The organism is Escherichia albertii NBRC 107761 = DSM 17582 (genome assembly GCF_000759775.1).
In the GTDB taxonomy this organism is placed as follows: domain Bacteria; phylum Pseudomonadota; class Gammaproteobacteria; order Enterobacterales; family Enterobacteriaceae; genus Escherichia; species Escherichia albertii.
Map to the genome: position 1 here is coordinate 1 of NZ_BBMY01000122.1, position 15,289 is coordinate 15,289.

The following is a 15,289-nucleotide window of genomic DNA, read 5'->3' on the forward strand; positions in this document are numbered from 1 at the left end:
CCCACCCACGCCATCAAAATACTGGTGACGGTTTTACGCTGTAACCCGCCACCATCAACCACCATCGTCCCTGCGACGGCGGAAGAGAGTACATGTGTCGTGGAAACCGGCATCCCAATATAGCTGGCAAGACCGATAGACACCGCAGCAGTCATCTGCGCCGCCATCCCTTGAGCATACGTCATACCACGCTTACCAATTTTCTCGCCAATGGTCATCGCCACACGACGCCAGCCTATCATGGTACCGATACCCAGCGCCAAAGCCACTGCCATAATGATCCAGACCGGTGCATATTCAATGGTGCTTAACATATCAGTACGCAGTTTTTTCAGCAGGTTCTGATCTTCTTTGCTAACGCCCGGCAATTTCGCCAGCTTCGCGGAGGTATCGGAGATGCAAAGCATAATACGACGCAACTGGCTGCGTTGACCTACGCTTAACGGCTCATAACTGTCCATATTACCCGGTAGCATCGTTTTAACACGGTCAATGGCATCAAAAGTGTTTGCAGGATGACAATGGAACTCTTTCGGCTGAGAACCGTCAGCCGGAGTGGCAGGCAATGGTTGTTCCATCGCAATCAATTTTTGCGGCAGTTCGGGATGCTGTTGCAAATAGTGTTCGAAGTTAGTGACCGCATCTCGAGTACGAGTAATTTCATATCCTGATGCGTTCATGTTAACAACGAACCCGGCAGGCGCAATCCCTACCAGCACCAGCATGACCAGGCCAATCCCTTTTTGCCCATCGTTCGCACCATGAGAGAAAGCCACGCCCGCAGCGGAAACAATCAACGCAATACGTGTCCAGAACGGCGGCTTGCGTTTGCCTTTTTTCTTCTTCCGCTCCTCTGGAATACGGTGGATGCGATCGCGCTTTTTCGTCCCGCTCCAGTAGCGACGCAACAGGAAAATCAGTCCCCCAGCAATCACCAGTCCAACAATGGGAGAAACTATCAACGAAGAGAAAATCTTTGTAACTTCACGCAGATTTAATGCATCCATGACCGACGAACCGGTTAAAAGTGCATTGGTTAAACCGATGCCGATAATCGCGCCAATCAAAGTGTGAGAACTGGAGGCAGGTAAACCAAAGAACCACGTTCCCAGGTTCCAGATAATCGCTGCTAACAGCATGGAAAAGACCATCGCCAGGCCATGGGCCGAGCCCATATTGAGCAACAAATCAGTAGGCAACATATGGACGATGGCATAAGCAACGCTAAGCCCACCAAGCAACACGCCAAAAAAGTTAAAAAATGCCGCCATCACTACAGCAAGATGCGGCTGCATGGCGCGGGTATAAATAACGGTTGCTACCGCATTCGCCGTGTCATGAAAACCATTGATTGCTTCGTAGAACAACACAAATGCCAGAGCCAGTAATAGCAAAAGCCCTGTGTATATATCAAGGCCAACAAATAAATTTAGCATATATTAGATTACGCCATTTTGAATTTACGAACGAACGCATTATCAGTGACTTTAATGGCGTGGGCAAAGTGAAATATCGCTTTTTAGTGATAAAAACAAAGTTATTTCTTTAGTATCAGACAATAAGTCACCTCTCAAAATCTTAAAGAGTGTTTAATAACAACGTATTTTATTCGTTAATATATTTAAGGCATGAACATATGAGCATTAATATATACAATTAATTAATGATTTGAATAATCCGCGGACATGCTCCCGTACCGATTAATTTCATAATCAGTACGGGTTTACTACAACATGTATTACTCTTTCACCACAATTAACGGTTCAATATCACTCTCTTTTTTGATGACCAGTGATTCATCGCCGCGCAGGCAAGTTCCACCATAATTACCACCAACAGTGAAGGTACATACCTGGATATACTTACCGTCCACTTTTGGCAGGCACCACAGTTGCTGGTAAATATTTTTCTGTTCGGCAAATTTACCACTGGTCTGATCAAGCACCTCTTCATGATGGCTGACCAGGTCAATGTTGCTACCACAGCGCCCGGCAATCGGTTTAACGGCATAACCGGTTTTCACCAGCTCATCATTCACGGTGAAGTCAGTATCCAACAGATAACGATGGTGCGGGAACAGAGACCAGAGGATCGGCAGAATCGCTTTGTTACCGGGGATCACCGTCCATAGCGGCTCAAAAACCAACACTTCCGGGCGTAACAGAACGTCTATCAGACGAACTTCATTTTGTGGATGCCCGGTGCGAATCGGCACTGCGGCAAATTCACGGTCGCTCACTTCGCGGATTTGATCAAATGCCGTTTCCCACGCCCAGGTTTTCCATACGCAGTTAACCTGTCGCCCTTCTCCATCAATCAGTTGCCCGGCAGCATCCCAACGCAGTTCCTCTAACCCGCGTAAAATACGCGTTTCAAAGCCTGCTTGTTGCAGCGCCTGCTCCATAAACTGAGCGTGATAATTCTCCTCAATATCTTTGTCCTGCATGATATGCACAAACGGACGCGCGCGGCTGTGTTTCCATGCGCCTGCCAGCTCGTTAATCAACCCTTCAGCCGGATTGAAACCGCTGCCTTTATAACCCTGCTCCGCCCAGCGTTCGAGGATTAAGCCTGCTTCGGTATGGCAGGAGGCGGAATCGGCGTTGTATTCATAGACTTTCAGGCCACGCTCATCCATGCAGAAGTCCATTCGGCCGGTAATCATATGGTGCCGGCGACGCTGCCAGGAGAGACGCAAACGCGACCAGAGGATTTTTGGAATATCGAACAGCGCCAACAGATTGTCATCTTTCAGCACCTTGTCGGTGGCATGCAGATACATCAGGTGCAGCTCGTTAGTGGCTTTTATCAGCTCCTGTTCGGCGCTCTCGGTAATGGTGTAATAATGATACGGGTCCTGATTGATTACCTGACCGTTCGCCTGCACGTAGGCATTTTGTAGCGGATCCTGCTCATCCAACCATTTACCGTCAAACTGACCTTTGTTTTCCAGTCGCGCCCCGCTGATTTTCAACAAATCACTTTCAATTTGCGGCTGCGGCAAGCTGTGTTCGGTATCTTCCGTCTGGATCATCCAGCCAAGAATAGTGGTGTCATCAAAAGTATCTTTCAGGGTATAACAACCGTTTTCGACTACCATCTCCAGCTCGCGCGTCCACTGTTGCCCTTGCGGCAACGGAGAATGAATCACGTTCTGTTCCGCAATGCGAACTTTATTCCCGTGCAATTGCGTAATAATGGCGACATGGCCTGTGTCTTTAAATTCACCGCCTTTATCCCAGATAAGAAGCGCGCCCGCGACTGGCGCACGTGGCGAGCCATTAGGGAACGCCTGCAATGGCAAAATGTTGTCATTAACCACTTCACGCAGGAAACGCAGTGAGAAAATCTCCCACGCCATTCCCACATCTGTGAAGACTACACCGTAGTTCAGAAAGAGAAAACGGCGAGCAAATTCAACACATTGCCATTTGTAGCCCATATATTCGTCGTCGATATAGCTACGGAATACGGCATCATCTTCGTATTCCTGCGGATCGAGAGAACTGTAATCTGAAGAGTAGATTGCTACACCACCGGGGGCATAGCCTAATAATGTCCCAAACGGGGCATCCTGACTGGTCGTTCCTTTGCTCATCACGTTACCTTAAACAATACAGCCTAAGCAGTTGGCGTAAATGTTATGCTCTGATTACCTGCTCAGTGACATTAACCGGACAGAGGTCAGACTAATCATACACCTCAACGCAGCGGCTGGCGCAAAGGGTTAAAAAATTCACAATCTGTACAGCAGACGAACTGCTACACTGCTTCAACATTACCACTCAGAAGGCAACTCACTATGGCAGAAAATACTTATCAGCCCGCGAAAGTCTGGACGTGGGATAAATCCTCTGGCGGCGCGTTCGCCAATATCAATCGCCCGATGTCTGGCCCGACACATGAAAAAGCGCTACCGGTTGGTAAACACCCGTTGCAGCTCTATTCTCTGGGTACGCCAAACGGTCAGAAAGTCACCATAATGCTTGAAGAACTGTTGGCGCTGGGCGTTACTGGCGCAGAGTACGATGCCTGGCTGATCCGCATTGGCGATGGCGATCAATTCTCCAGCGGCTTTGTGGAAGTGAACCCGAACTCGAAGATCCCGGCACTGCGTGATCATACGCATAATCCGCCTATCCGCGTATCCGCGTATTTGAGTCAGGATCGATTCTGCTTTATCTGGCAGAGAAATTTGGCTACTTCCTGCCGCAGGATCTGGCTAAACGTACCGAAACGCTGAACTGGTTGTTCTGGTTACAGGGCGCCGCGCCGTTCCTTGGCGGTGGTTTTGGTCACTTTTACCATTACGCACCGGTGAAAATTGAGTACGCCATCAATCGCTTTACCATGGAAGCCAAGCGTCTGCTCGACGTGTTGGACAAACAACTGGCACAACATAAATTTGTTGCGGGTGATGAGTACACCATTGCTGATATGGCAATCTGGCCGTGGTTTGGCAACGTGGTGTTAGGTGGCGTGTATGATGCCGCAGAGTTTCTTGATGCAGGTAGCTATAAGCACGTGCAACGCTGGGCGAAAGAAGTGGGCGAACGTCCGGCAGTAAAGCGTGGGCGTATTGTTAACCGCACCAACGGGCCGCTGAACGAGCAGTTACATGAGCGCCATGACGCCAGCGATTTCGAGACGAATACGGAAGATAAGCGTCAGGGTTAATGGTTAGTGCTAGTCGCAGCAAGCCATCCAGGCCGGATAAGGCGTTCACGCCGCATCCGGCAATCGAGCGCAATATCTGATGCGACGCTAGCGCGTCTTGTCAGGCCTACAAATGCCTCCGGCTTTCATCATCACGCGCTGGTAATGTCGTAATCCATTTGGCGCAGCGCGTCTAATGTGGCTTTGGCTTCATCTTCGTCGATGATGCTCATGGCAAATCCGACGTGTACCAGCACCCACTGGCCCAGCAGATCGGCAGGGTTACCTTCGCAAATCAGGGCGATATTCACGTCGCGCTTGATACCACATACTTCAACCTGCGCAAGCTGGTGAATATCTTCACCGACAGCCAGCACCTGACCAGGAACACCAATACACATTGTTAACTCCGGTTATTCAACTTCAATACTTTTGACGATCAGCGAATCGCCGGTATCGACACGCAACCGCTCGCCGTGACAGATCGGACACTGCGCATCGTGCTGATGAATCTCCACCACCTGGCTGCAATCCCAACACCAAGCCTGGGCGGGTTTATAGACGATATGTAAATCGCACCCTTGCGCCACAGTTCCCTGGCAGACGATTTCAAAACTAAAACGGACGGCGCTCTCCTCAACGCAGGAGAGCGCGCCAATTTCCAGCCACACGGCGGTGACGCGCTTAACATCGTGCTGCTCCGCCTGCCGTTGGATAATTTCAACGGCGCTCTGGCAAAGCGACAACTCATGCATTTTCGCCACTCCTGCGACCAAACAGCAGGGCGCGACGCCCTGCGTGTGGTACATCTGGATTGGTGACTGGCAACGAAAGGATCATTCGCGCACAGTCATCCGTCAGACGTTGCCCCTCTTCAATCGACATACTGTGCGAAAGCGGCGACATCAGAGAACAGGAGAGATATTGCGAAACATCGTCCAGTTCTCCTACGGTAAAGGTCATGGTGCCATACGGCAGTTGCAGACCGATTTTCTCACTCACTTTGCGCAGCGGCCAGAGTTGATCCGGGCCGGGGAAGATAACTGCACTCAGCATCCACGGGGTGATCACACACCCCGTCCACTGACCTTCGAACAGCGTAAAGTCGGAAACATACACCGGCATTGAAGGATGCAGAAAAGAGAGATCGTGCATCGAACGCCGGGCAATTTCTTCAAACGCTGCCTGTACTTGCGCCTTCGGGGAGGTCTGGAAACCGGCTATCTCTTCAGTCATGAGTCGCCTCCCGTGGGATGGCTTCCACGCCTGATTCGCGCAGCGCAGCCAGAACCTGCTCAAGCGCAGGTTCAATCATTGCTTCAACCGTCGGCGTCAAGCCGATGTGCGGCTCCAGCGATTCCGGGATCACGCCGACAAGAGTCAGCTTTTTCGGAAACTCGCCGGTGAAGCGCAGGGCCGACAAGACGTCGGCCAGGCCAAGCTGATGCGGAGAGATTTTATTGGTAAACAACGCCGGAACTTCTTCATCCCGCAGGATCATCATCGTTCCCGGCGCGTTCTTTTTCGACACAATGGCATCGGCGATAATCAGATGATCGCGATTTGCCATGTCGCCAAGCAGCTCCATTCCCGCCGTGCCGCCATCAAGGATTTCAACATAATCCGGCAGAATGTATCGTTGCTCTAACGCTTCAACAATCCGCACTCCGATGGCTTCATCGGTCAGCAAAATATTGCCGACCCCTAAGACTAAAATACGCATTACAGAACCTTCACTGAAACCACTTCGTTGCCGTCGGCATCCACTACGTGTACCGCACAGGCCATGCACGGGTCGAAAGAGTGAATGGTACGCACCACCTCCAGTGGTTTATTCGGATCGGCAACCGGTGTACCCACCAGCGACTGCTCGTAAGGACCGACGTCATCATTGAAGTTACGCGGACCAGAGTTCCAGGTTGATGGAACAACGGCCTGGTAGTTACTGATAATACCGTCTTTGATCACCATCCAGTGAGAGAGCATACCGCGCGGCGCTTCGAGGAAGCCAACGCCTTTGAACTCACCCGTAGCCGGAATGTTCGGCTTCACAAAGGTGGTGTGATCGCCTTTGCCGATATTCGTGATCAGCGCACTGTATTGGTTTTGCAGGATATCCTGCAATTCGCAGCAGTGAACGGTACGACCAATAATACGACCCAGCGTGGAATGCAACTGCGCCACTTCCAGCGTATTGCCAGTCAGTTTCTGATAAATCGCAACGATTTCATTCAGTTTGTTCTGGGTAGACTCGCGTCCTGCCGCCAGTTTCACCAGCATGTTAGCCAGCGGCCCCACTTCTACCGTTTTGCCGTAGAAAGTCGGTGATTTCACCCAGGAGTATTTACCGTCATCAGACCAACCATCGTAAGCCGGAATAGTGGTGCCTTCCCACGGTGCCTGCGGCGCTTCGTCTTTATACCAGGAATGCTTCGCGCTTTCCTGAATCCCTTTAATCAGGTATTCATCGGAATGAGAAGTGATCGGACGATACGAAGACAGATCCGCATTCTCAATGTAGCCGCCCGGGAACAGGAAGCTGCCATTTTTGCTGTCGGTCGGGAATTCCGGCACGCTCAGGTAGTTCACCGCACCTTTGCCGCGCGTCAGCCATTCCGGGTAGAACGCGGCAATAACTGCGGTATCAACCTTGTAAACCTGCTCAACAAAGTCACTCAACTTGTCGATGAAAGACTTGATGTACATCAGGCGCTCAAGGTTCAGCACGCCCAGACCGTCCAGGTTGATCGGGTTCGCAACACCGCCTACCGCCAGGTTCTGAATATGCGGCGTTTTACCGCCCAGCAGCGCCACCACGCGGTTAGCATCACGCTGGCACTCCAGCGCTTGCAGGTAGTGCGCTACGGCAATCAGGTTCACTTCCGGCGGCAGTTTCATCGCCGGATGTCCCCAGTAGCCGTTAGCAAAAATACCCAACTGACCGCTGGCAACCAGATCTTTAATCTTGTTCTGAACTTTGGTGAACTCTTCCGGGCTGTTCAGGTGCCAGGTCGAAACGCCTTTCAGCATTTCGGAGGCTTTGGTTGGATCAGCTTGCAGTGCAGAAGTGATGTCCACCCAGTCCAGCGCCGAAAGCTGATAGAAATGAACGATATGGTCATGCGTGGTGTGCGCAGCCAGAATGATGTTACGGATGTATTGCGCGTTAACCGGAACGTCGATATTCAGCGCACTCTCTGCCGCACGAACAGAAGACAGCGCGTGAGTGGTAGTACATACGCCACAGATACGTTGCACAATCATCCATGCATCGCGCGGATCGCGGTTTTTCACGATCTCTTCCATACCGCGCCACATGGTACCGGAAGCCCATGCTTTTGAAACGACGCCATTTTCGATTTCGCAATCGATGCGTAAATGCCCTTCAATACGGGTTACCGGATCAATAGTAATTCTCTGGCTCATGCTTTGCTCGCCTCATGACGATTATGATCGTTTTGTTTTAAAGGAGGAAGTATCGGCAGTAGACGAATGAGTACGATGTAAGCGCAAATCTCAATAGCCACAAAACCAATAGAAATCAACAGTTCTTCCCAGGTCGGGAAGTAGGCGTAACCGCCGCCCGGGTTGAATGCCACCAGCGAATAGGTCAGACGCCAGGTTGCACAACCTAACAGAGCGCTCAGTGCCGACAGGAACAGCATGCGTGAATCGTTGCGCAGTTTCGCCACACGCAGAACCACCAGCGGGAAGAGCATCAGCAGAACTTCAACCCAGAACATCACGGAGTAGAAGTCACCGGCAAACGCCAACGACAGCTTGTCGCGATAGATAAGCTCGCCAAAGCGCAGCACGATGAAAATCGCCAGCAATACGCTGATGGTGTTGGTCAGTTTGACGAACAGACTCTTCTCATCCGGGCCGTTGCCACGCAGACCCGCCTGCACCAGCGAACCTTCAAAGATGACAATCGAGAAGCCCATGATGAACGCCGTCAGCAGCGAGAACAGCGGCAACATTTCATAGCTCTGCCACAACGGATGCACCTTGTAGCCCGCCGAGATCATCAGCGACCCCATTGAAGACTGGTGCATGGTCGGCAACAGCGCACCGAGCGCGATGATGAAGAACATCACCTTGTTCAGACGCTTGAGAGAAACCTTCCAGCCCAGACGTTCAAACAGTGCCGGAGCAAACTCCAGTGCCATCACGCCGATGTAGATGGTCATACAGACCGCCGTTTCGAACAGCACCGAGTTCACGTTGAAGTGGCCCGGAATGTAGAAGTACGGCAGGTTCCAGTAGCGACCAACGTCGATAGTGATCGACAAACCGCCCAGTGAGTACCCGAACAGACTCGCCAACAGCGCCGGGCGCACCAGCGGATGGTATTGCCCACGGTTAAAGACGTATACCGCCCATGCCAGCGCCCAGCCGCCACAGGCGAAGCCAGTGCCAATCAGCAAATCAAACGCAATCCATACGCCCCACGGGAAACCGCCGTTCAGGTCGGAGACAGAGCCCAGACCGAACACCAGACGCTTCACAATCAGGAGCATACAGATGACGATTAACGGTCCAAAAATCATGACCGGTTTACTGATGATTTTGCCGCCCAGCGGTTGTGGATCATGACTCATGATCATCTCCTCCGTCGTGATGGTCGTTTTTAGTGTTGCGACGAACCAGCACGGTTAAGCCCGCCAGCACGGCCAGTGGTAGCATCATGCCTTTATACAGGGTGTGTTGAATATTTTCGGAACGCGCGCCAGTAGAAAGATCGTCCAGTTTCGGTAGATCGAGGTTTTCGTAAGGTACGCCTGTCAGTACCAGAACCTGAGTACCGCCCCCCTCTTTCTCACCATACAAATGCGGATAATATTTCGGCACGGTATGCAAATACGTATCGCCAGATTTCAACGTCTGACGCGGATAGTGATATTCGCTACCCGGCTTCAGCGCCAGGCGTTTTTTCGCCTCGGCCATCAGCTCTTCACGCGTACCAAAAATCACCGCTCCCGCCGGGCACACTTCTACACAGCCTGGCAGACCGCCTTTATCGAGACGCTCCACACCTTTCTGGTTACACAGCTCACACTTATGCAGCGCACCAAATGGGTTGTTGTAGTCGTACTTCGGCACGTTGTACGGGCAGGCGACCATGCAGTAACGACAGCCGGTACACACGTCTTTGTCGTAATGGACAATGCCGGTTTTCGGATCTTTTTTCAGTGCAGAGACCGGGCACACGGAGACACAGTTCGGATCGACGCAATGCATACATTGTTTCTTAATGTACGCGTAGCCGTTCTCTTCCTGGTCTTTGTTAACGCCCGTGCCGCTGGTCCACACCTGAATGATGTTATTGGTATACGGCGACAGTTTGTCGTTGTTCGACCAGGTCTGTTCCCCTTGCGGGTTACGTTCAGGGAAGTTGATATCCTGACACTTGGTAACGCAAGCCTGGCAGCCTACGCACAGCGTCGAGTCGTACAACATCCCCAGCGATCCCGGAATTGGCGGGCGATTTTCAGCAGCCGCATGACTGACAGACGGTAGCGCGCCCGTCAGCAATGCCCCGCAGGAGGCTGCTTTAATAAAATTACGTCTGTTCACGGTTATTCTCCCCGTGAGTCAGCGTTATCTTTCTTTTGCTGACGACCCAGTTCACGCACCGCCATCACGCTGACACCGGCAACCAGCCCAACCACACCGCCGAGCAAACCAATAGCGCCCGCAGAGACGTTACCGCCCTCTTTAGCATTAACGTCCGGTTTCTGTGAACGCGGCGTCTGGTTTTCGACATTGGCAAGCTGATGGATGCCTTTATGGAAGCCGATACCTTCTTCGTTACAGCCATAGCACGGGTGACCAATAGCCACCGGCCACACGCCGCCAACGTCACAGAATTGCAGCGTTGAGCAGTTGCCGTAAGTTTCCGGCCCTTTACAGCCGAGGTGGTACAGGCACCAGCCTTCGCGGTGACCTTCATCGCCGAACTCTTTGGCGAAACGACCAGCATCGAAGTGCGGGCGACGTTCGCAGTGTTCGTGAATCAGACGACCATAGGCGAAAGTCGGACGGTTTTTGTCATCCAGCTTCGGCGGTTTGCCGTAAGTGATGATGTGCGCAACGGTCGCGAGGAAGTTGTGCGGGTTCGGCGGGCAGCCAGGAATGTTGATTACGGTTTTGCCTGGCAGAACTTCTTGCAGGCTAACCGCGCCGGTTGGGTTAACCCCAGCAGCGGCGACACCGCCCCACGCGGAGCAGGAACCGATAGCGATAATTGCTGCTGCGCCTTCTGCCGCTTTGCGGATGTGGTCCACAATCGGCTCACCGGCAACCATGCAATAAATACCGTTATCTTTTAATGGGATGGAACCATCCACAACCAGCACATACTGCCCTTTGTATTTCTCAAGCGCATTATGTTTGTTCTCTTCAACCTGATGGCCGAAGGCGGCGGAAAGCACCTCGTGGTATTCCAGAGAAATTGTCTCCAGAACGAGATTTTCTACCGTTGGATGAGTGGCACGAAGCAGAGATTCCGTACAACCGGTGCACTCCTGCGCGCCAATCCAGATAACCGGTGGGCGCTGCGGGTTAGTGACCGATTCGGCCATCTCTGCAGCGGCTTTGCTACTCAGCCCCATAGTGGCGGCCAATGCTGCACAAAGCTTCATGAAATCACGACGATTAATGCCGTGAGAATGGATGAGGGTGTTATCTCCAGTCATTTATAGTTATTCCGTTGCGAAGACCTGGCATATATTTTGCCTCAATCGCAAAATCAATAATGCGATCGATGCGCCATTTACCACACATTTATTATGGTTATCATTGCAATGATACTGCGGCAGGCCGCTAAAACGAAGGGAAGAAGCGTTAGTGTAATTAATTAAAGCAAGATAATACGTATGTTTGATCAATTTTCGCGGCGTTAACCGACCAGAGTCCAAACAAAGTGATGAAAACTTAACCGTGCCGATACTCGATGCCCAACGTTCCCACCGGATATTGCCACTTCGCTAATAACGACTCTCCGCATAATACCCGGCAAGTACCACATTCAAGGCAACCCGCATAATCAAAGAGAAAATGGCCATTTCCATCACAGCGATACAAACCGGCAGGACATGCCATTACCAGTAATTGAAATAACTGCGGATCGATCTGTTCATTGAGAACAATATGAGGATTTCCTTCATCAACATAAAATTTATTGACGCCCAATTTGACATCGACATTCACCGTATTCATAAGCTACGAACTCCTTTCAAACCATCCTTGAATAAATTGAATAATCCAACTTTTTTGATATGAGGAAACAACTTATTACGCAATGGTCGTTGTGGCCCTGTCACAGAAAATACTTCATGCATGAGATCAGCCATGAGACCGGGATACTGTGTAAACAAACGGGGGTTATTCATCAGATCCGGTATATTTTGATAGAGCTTCAGGTCATTCATAATAAAACTTTGCTCCAGTAAATCACGATACATGCCCAGCCCGTAGCGACTAAAATCTTCGTTTTCTTTTGCCTTAATGATCGCTTTTGCCGCAGCTTCACCAGACGCGATAGCCAGATCCATTCCACGAACAGTGTAACCAATATTCAAACACAACCCCGCAGCGTCCCCTGCTACGACGATACCATCGCCAACCAGCTCGGTAACCATCTTCAAACCACCTTCCGGTACCATATGGGCAGAATATTCCAACAATCTTCCACCACTGATAAGCGGAGCGACAATGGGATGGTTTTTAAAATCTTCCAGCATCTGCGGGATACTATGGGGAAACTTGCTGACATTGTGCAGCCCCATAACCAGGCCTAATGAAACGCTGGTTTTATTGGTATAAAGAAACCCTCCGCCCATATGCCCACACGATGGCGCCCCAGCGAACAACCATGCTGTTCCGGTATTCCCCGTACAGCCAAAACGATCGAGCATTTGCGTGGGAGATAGTTCGATCAATTCTTTAACGCCAACCGCAACAGTATGCGCATTAATTTTCTGCGCAATTCCCGCCTGTTTAGCCAGCAATGAATTCACGCCATCTGCCAGAATCACCGCCCGAGACTCAATTTCGTCATCCCCGGCTTTAACACCGCATATTTTTCCATCTTTGCGGATTAACTCATCGACTCTGACGCCAGTGATCACCTGAGCGCCTGCATCTTCTGCTTTTCCCATTAGCCATTGATCAAACGACGATCGCAACACTGTCCATGATGCTGCAGACGGTGCCCCCCCCGGATGCTGATAATCCAGCGTGACGCCAGAGTCTGCCGTCATCATGGTTATTTTTTCTCGAACAACCAGCCGCTCCACAGGCGCCTCTTCTGCAAATCCAGGAATAATCGATTCCAGACTATGAGCATACAGACGCCCCCCTGTCATATTCTTACTGCCAGCAAAATTGCCTCTCTCAACCACCAGCACATCGCATCCGGCCCTTGCCAACACCAGAGCAGCGGTGGCTCCTGCTACACCACCGCCAACGATGATGGCGTCGAAAATATCTTCAGCCATACGTCAATCCTTTCTGAGAAATAATCGCAGTTTCACACCGCTAACTTTTTGGTCAACTCCGGGAGTATTTTGTAGATATCCCCAACGATGCCGTAGTCTGCCGCACTGAATATCGGCGCATTCTTGTCTTTGTTAATCGCTACGATCGTTTTCACCCGATTAACACCAACCATATGTTGAATTTGCCCGGAAATACCAACTGCAACATATATATTGGCCGACAACGCTACCCCAGAAACGCCAATATACCGTTCCTGTTCCATCCACCCTTCACCTTCCGCGATTGGCCGTGAACAACCAACTTCCCCCTGAAGCGCAGTCGCCAACGCACTGGCAAGCGCAAGATCATCCTGTTTCGCAAAACCACGCCCCACACCAACAACGCACTTTGCTTTACTTAAATCGACCTGACTTGCCGTTTTTTCTTTACGTGAAACAAATCTGATGGGATGGGCAGGGCTGACAAACCCGGCGGTCAATACTGTTGCCGCGACGCTAACCGACGGCGCCATTTCGACAATATGACCGGAACCGCATGTCACGACAGACCATGCAGAATGGAGCTGTACGTTCGCATGAGCAAGACCACCGTAGAACTGATGTGAACTGGTCAATTGATCATCTGTAATGCGCAAATCTGCCATATCGTTGATGACTGCCGCATTCAATCTGACGCCCAGTTTTGCCGCAATGGCTTTGCCTCGTTTTGTTGAAGGCATCAAGACCAATCCCCGCGTTCCCGTAGTCTCGATAACCCGCGCAAAGGAGAGAACATAATCTTCAACAAGAACATCATGCTGAGGGCTAAAATGGTGAATTACGTCAACACCGCAATGCCGTTGCACTTGCAACTGCTCTTCATCGCCAACAAAAAGAAGATGTACACGCTCTGCCCATTGCCGCCCTGTTGCCACTAATTCATTAATTCGTTGCGGGTTATCGGACCAGACAAAAATTTCAGGTAATCGCATTGTCATAACTAACTCCCTTTATAAAATTTAGTGGTTGAGCGCCTGACGCAAATAATCTGCAAAAATATTAATACTCTCGTCAGAGTCCCCCTCGACAATCACGCCAAGCCGATTTTTCTGCTCCGGCGCCGACACAGAAATACGTGTTGCTGTCGGCTGTAAAACGTCTGTCGCCAGGTCATCCGCTCCCCACTGAATAATCGGTTTTTTATTTGCTGAAAGAATAGCTTTCATCGATGGAAGTTTGGGAACATTGATATCTGAACTGACCGATATCACCGCTGGCAAACTTAACTCCAGCTCTTCTACAGCGTCTTCAAGAGTACGTTCGACAATAACGCAGGAATCTGAAACAGTAATTTTACTGACCGCATTTATACAGGGAAGATTTAGTCGTTCACCAATTTGTATTCCCGTTTGTTGAGCATACAAGTCACCAGAACCTTCACCGCAGATTAATAAATCAAAACCTATTTTCTTCGCTACCGCAGCAAGCAATATAGCTGACTCTGTCGGATATAATGCTTCATATTCCTCACCAGTAATAACTGTTAAGGCATCAACTCCACGCGATAAAATATCTTTGCGGATTTTTGAGTTCTCCAGCATGGATTGACTACCAAGGCTCAACGCAGTCACATGCGAATCAGGTTGATTCTGAGCTATTTCAACAGCTGCTTCTAAAGCATTCAAATCATAAAGACTGATCTTGAGCCCAGCATTGTCAGTATTAATCCCTCGATGAGCTTCGACAATAATATCCAGTTCGTCACGAACCACTTTGCAACACGTAATCAATTTCATAGGCGGGTATCTCTGTCTTTGTTATTAGTTAATTAATGAGAAACTTATTATTACGCGGTAAATTCATCAGGCCAGAATATGTTTAGCAATCACCATTCGCTGTATTTCGCTGGTACCTTCAAAAATTTCCGTCAGTTTCGCTTCACGCATCAGGCGCTCCACAGGGTACGATTTGGTGTATCCCATGCCGCCGTGCAATTGCACCGCCTTCTGAGCTACATAACTCGCTGTTTCTGAAGCGTATAATTTTGCCTGCGCCGATTCGAGGGTATATGGCTCGCAGGCCATTTTCGCTGCGGCAGCCCGCAGAACGAGCATACGGGCACAATCAACACGCGTCGCCATATCAACTAACAT

The 15,289-nt window shown here is 50.5% G+C and carries 15 protein-coding genes and 1 pseudogene; 1 reads left to right on the forward strand and 15 read right to left on the reverse strand.

What is annotated here, in order from left to right; all coding sequences use genetic code 11:
* Positions 1 to 1,436: inorganic phosphate transporter PitB (gene pitB, locus EA14781_RS18145; protein WP_042336004.1), on the reverse strand; the 1,436-nt coding region annotated here is incomplete at its 3' end.
* Between the two features lie 302 nt (positions 1,437 to 1,738).
* Positions 1,739 to 3,598: a bifunctional glutathionylspermidine amidase/synthase gene (gss, locus tag EA14781_RS18150; RefSeq protein ID WP_002461202.1), complete on the reverse strand. Its 1,860-nt coding sequence runs from the start codon at positions 3,596 to 3,598 to the stop codon at positions 1,739 to 1,741.
* 204 nt (positions 3,599 to 3,802) lie between these two features.
* On the opposite strand from gss, the pseudogene yghU reads away from it, so the two are divergent.
* A pseudogene (gene yghU / locus EA14781_RS18155) lies at positions 3,803 to 4,677 on the forward strand (glutathione-dependent disulfide-bond oxidoreductase).
* A gap of 131 nt (positions 4,678 to 4,808) precedes the next feature.
* Here the strand turns inward: yghU and hybG are convergent.
* The 13 genes from hybG to EA14781_RS18225 form a co-directional block, all read right to left on the reverse strand.
* The gene (gene hybG / locus EA14781_RS18160) at positions 4,809 to 5,057 is read right to left on the reverse strand and encodes a hydrogenase maturation factor HybG (protein WP_000334896.1); all 249 of its coding nucleotides are present in this window, start codon (positions 5,055 to 5,057) and stop codon (positions 4,809 to 4,811) included.
* 12 nt (positions 5,058 to 5,069) lie between these two features.
* Complete coding sequence (gene hypA, locus EA14781_RS18165; protein ID WP_000544956.1) at positions 5,070 to 5,411, reverse strand: hydrogenase maturation nickel metallochaperone HypA; 342 nt, start codon at positions 5,409 to 5,411, stop codon at positions 5,070 to 5,072.
* Complete coding sequence (hybE, locus tag EA14781_RS18170) at positions 5,404 to 5,892, reverse strand: hydrogenase-2 assembly chaperone (protein WP_000134006.1); 489 nt, start codon at positions 5,890 to 5,892, stop codon at positions 5,404 to 5,406. The genes hypA and hybE overlap by 8 nt, the downstream gene beginning before the upstream one ends.
* Entirely contained in the window at positions 5,885 to 6,379 is a 495-nt protein-coding gene (locus tag EA14781_RS18175) for a HyaD/HybD family hydrogenase maturation endopeptidase (protein ID WP_001221940.1), read from the reverse strand. The genes hybE and EA14781_RS18175 overlap by 8 nt, the downstream gene beginning before the upstream one ends.
* Positions 6,379 to 8,082, reverse strand: coding sequence for a hydrogenase 2 large subunit (gene hybC / locus EA14781_RS18180; protein ID WP_000083065.1), 1,704 nt, complete (start codon positions 8,080 to 8,082; stop codon positions 6,379 to 6,381). Before hybC ends, EA14781_RS18175 begins: the two co-directional genes overlap by 1 nt.
* Entirely contained in the window at positions 8,079 to 9,257 is a 1,179-nt protein-coding gene (hybB, locus tag EA14781_RS18185; RefSeq protein WP_000017696.1) for a Ni/Fe-hydrogenase cytochrome b subunit, read from the reverse strand. The genes hybC and hybB overlap by 4 nt, the downstream gene beginning before the upstream one ends.
* The gene (hybA, locus tag EA14781_RS18190; RefSeq protein ID WP_001081870.1) at positions 9,247 to 10,233 is read right to left on the reverse strand and encodes a hydrogenase 2 operon protein HybA; all 987 of its coding nucleotides are present in this window, start codon (positions 10,231 to 10,233) and stop codon (positions 9,247 to 9,249) included. Before hybA ends, hybB begins: the two co-directional genes overlap by 11 nt.
* Positions 10,234 to 10,235: 2 nt before the next feature.
* On the reverse strand, positions 10,236 to 11,354 hold the full coding sequence (gene hybO, locus EA14781_RS18195; RefSeq protein WP_000145410.1) for a hydrogenase 2 small subunit: 1,119 nt from the start codon (positions 11,352 to 11,354) through the stop codon (positions 10,236 to 10,238).
* Positions 11,355 to 11,592: 238 nt separating this feature from the next.
* Positions 11,593 to 11,877 (reverse strand): ferredoxin family protein, encoded by a 285-nt coding sequence (locus EA14781_RS18205; RefSeq protein ID WP_001099020.1) that lies wholly within the window; start codon positions 11,875 to 11,877, stop codon positions 11,593 to 11,595.
* On the reverse strand, positions 11,874 to 13,157 hold the full coding sequence (locus EA14781_RS18210) for an FAD-dependent oxidoreductase (RefSeq protein WP_000796691.1): 1,284 nt from the start codon (positions 13,155 to 13,157) through the stop codon (positions 11,874 to 11,876). The genes EA14781_RS18205 and EA14781_RS18210 overlap by 4 nt, the downstream gene beginning before the upstream one ends.
* Positions 13,158 to 13,189: 32 nt before the next feature.
* Positions 13,190 to 14,134 (reverse strand): FAD-binding protein, encoded by a 945-nt coding sequence (locus EA14781_RS18215; protein WP_000178751.1) that lies wholly within the window; start codon positions 14,132 to 14,134, stop codon positions 13,190 to 13,192.
* A gap of 21 nt (positions 14,135 to 14,155) precedes the next feature.
* On the reverse strand, positions 14,156 to 14,932 hold the full coding sequence (fixA, locus tag EA14781_RS18220) for a putative electron transfer flavoprotein FixA (protein ID WP_000767687.1): 777 nt from the start codon (positions 14,930 to 14,932) through the stop codon (positions 14,156 to 14,158).
* 66 nt (positions 14,933 to 14,998) lie between these two features.
* Positions 14,999 to 15,289, reverse strand: a 291-nt coding sequence (locus EA14781_RS18225) for an acyl-CoA dehydrogenase family protein (protein WP_000959514.1), incomplete at its 5' end; no start/stop codon positions are given.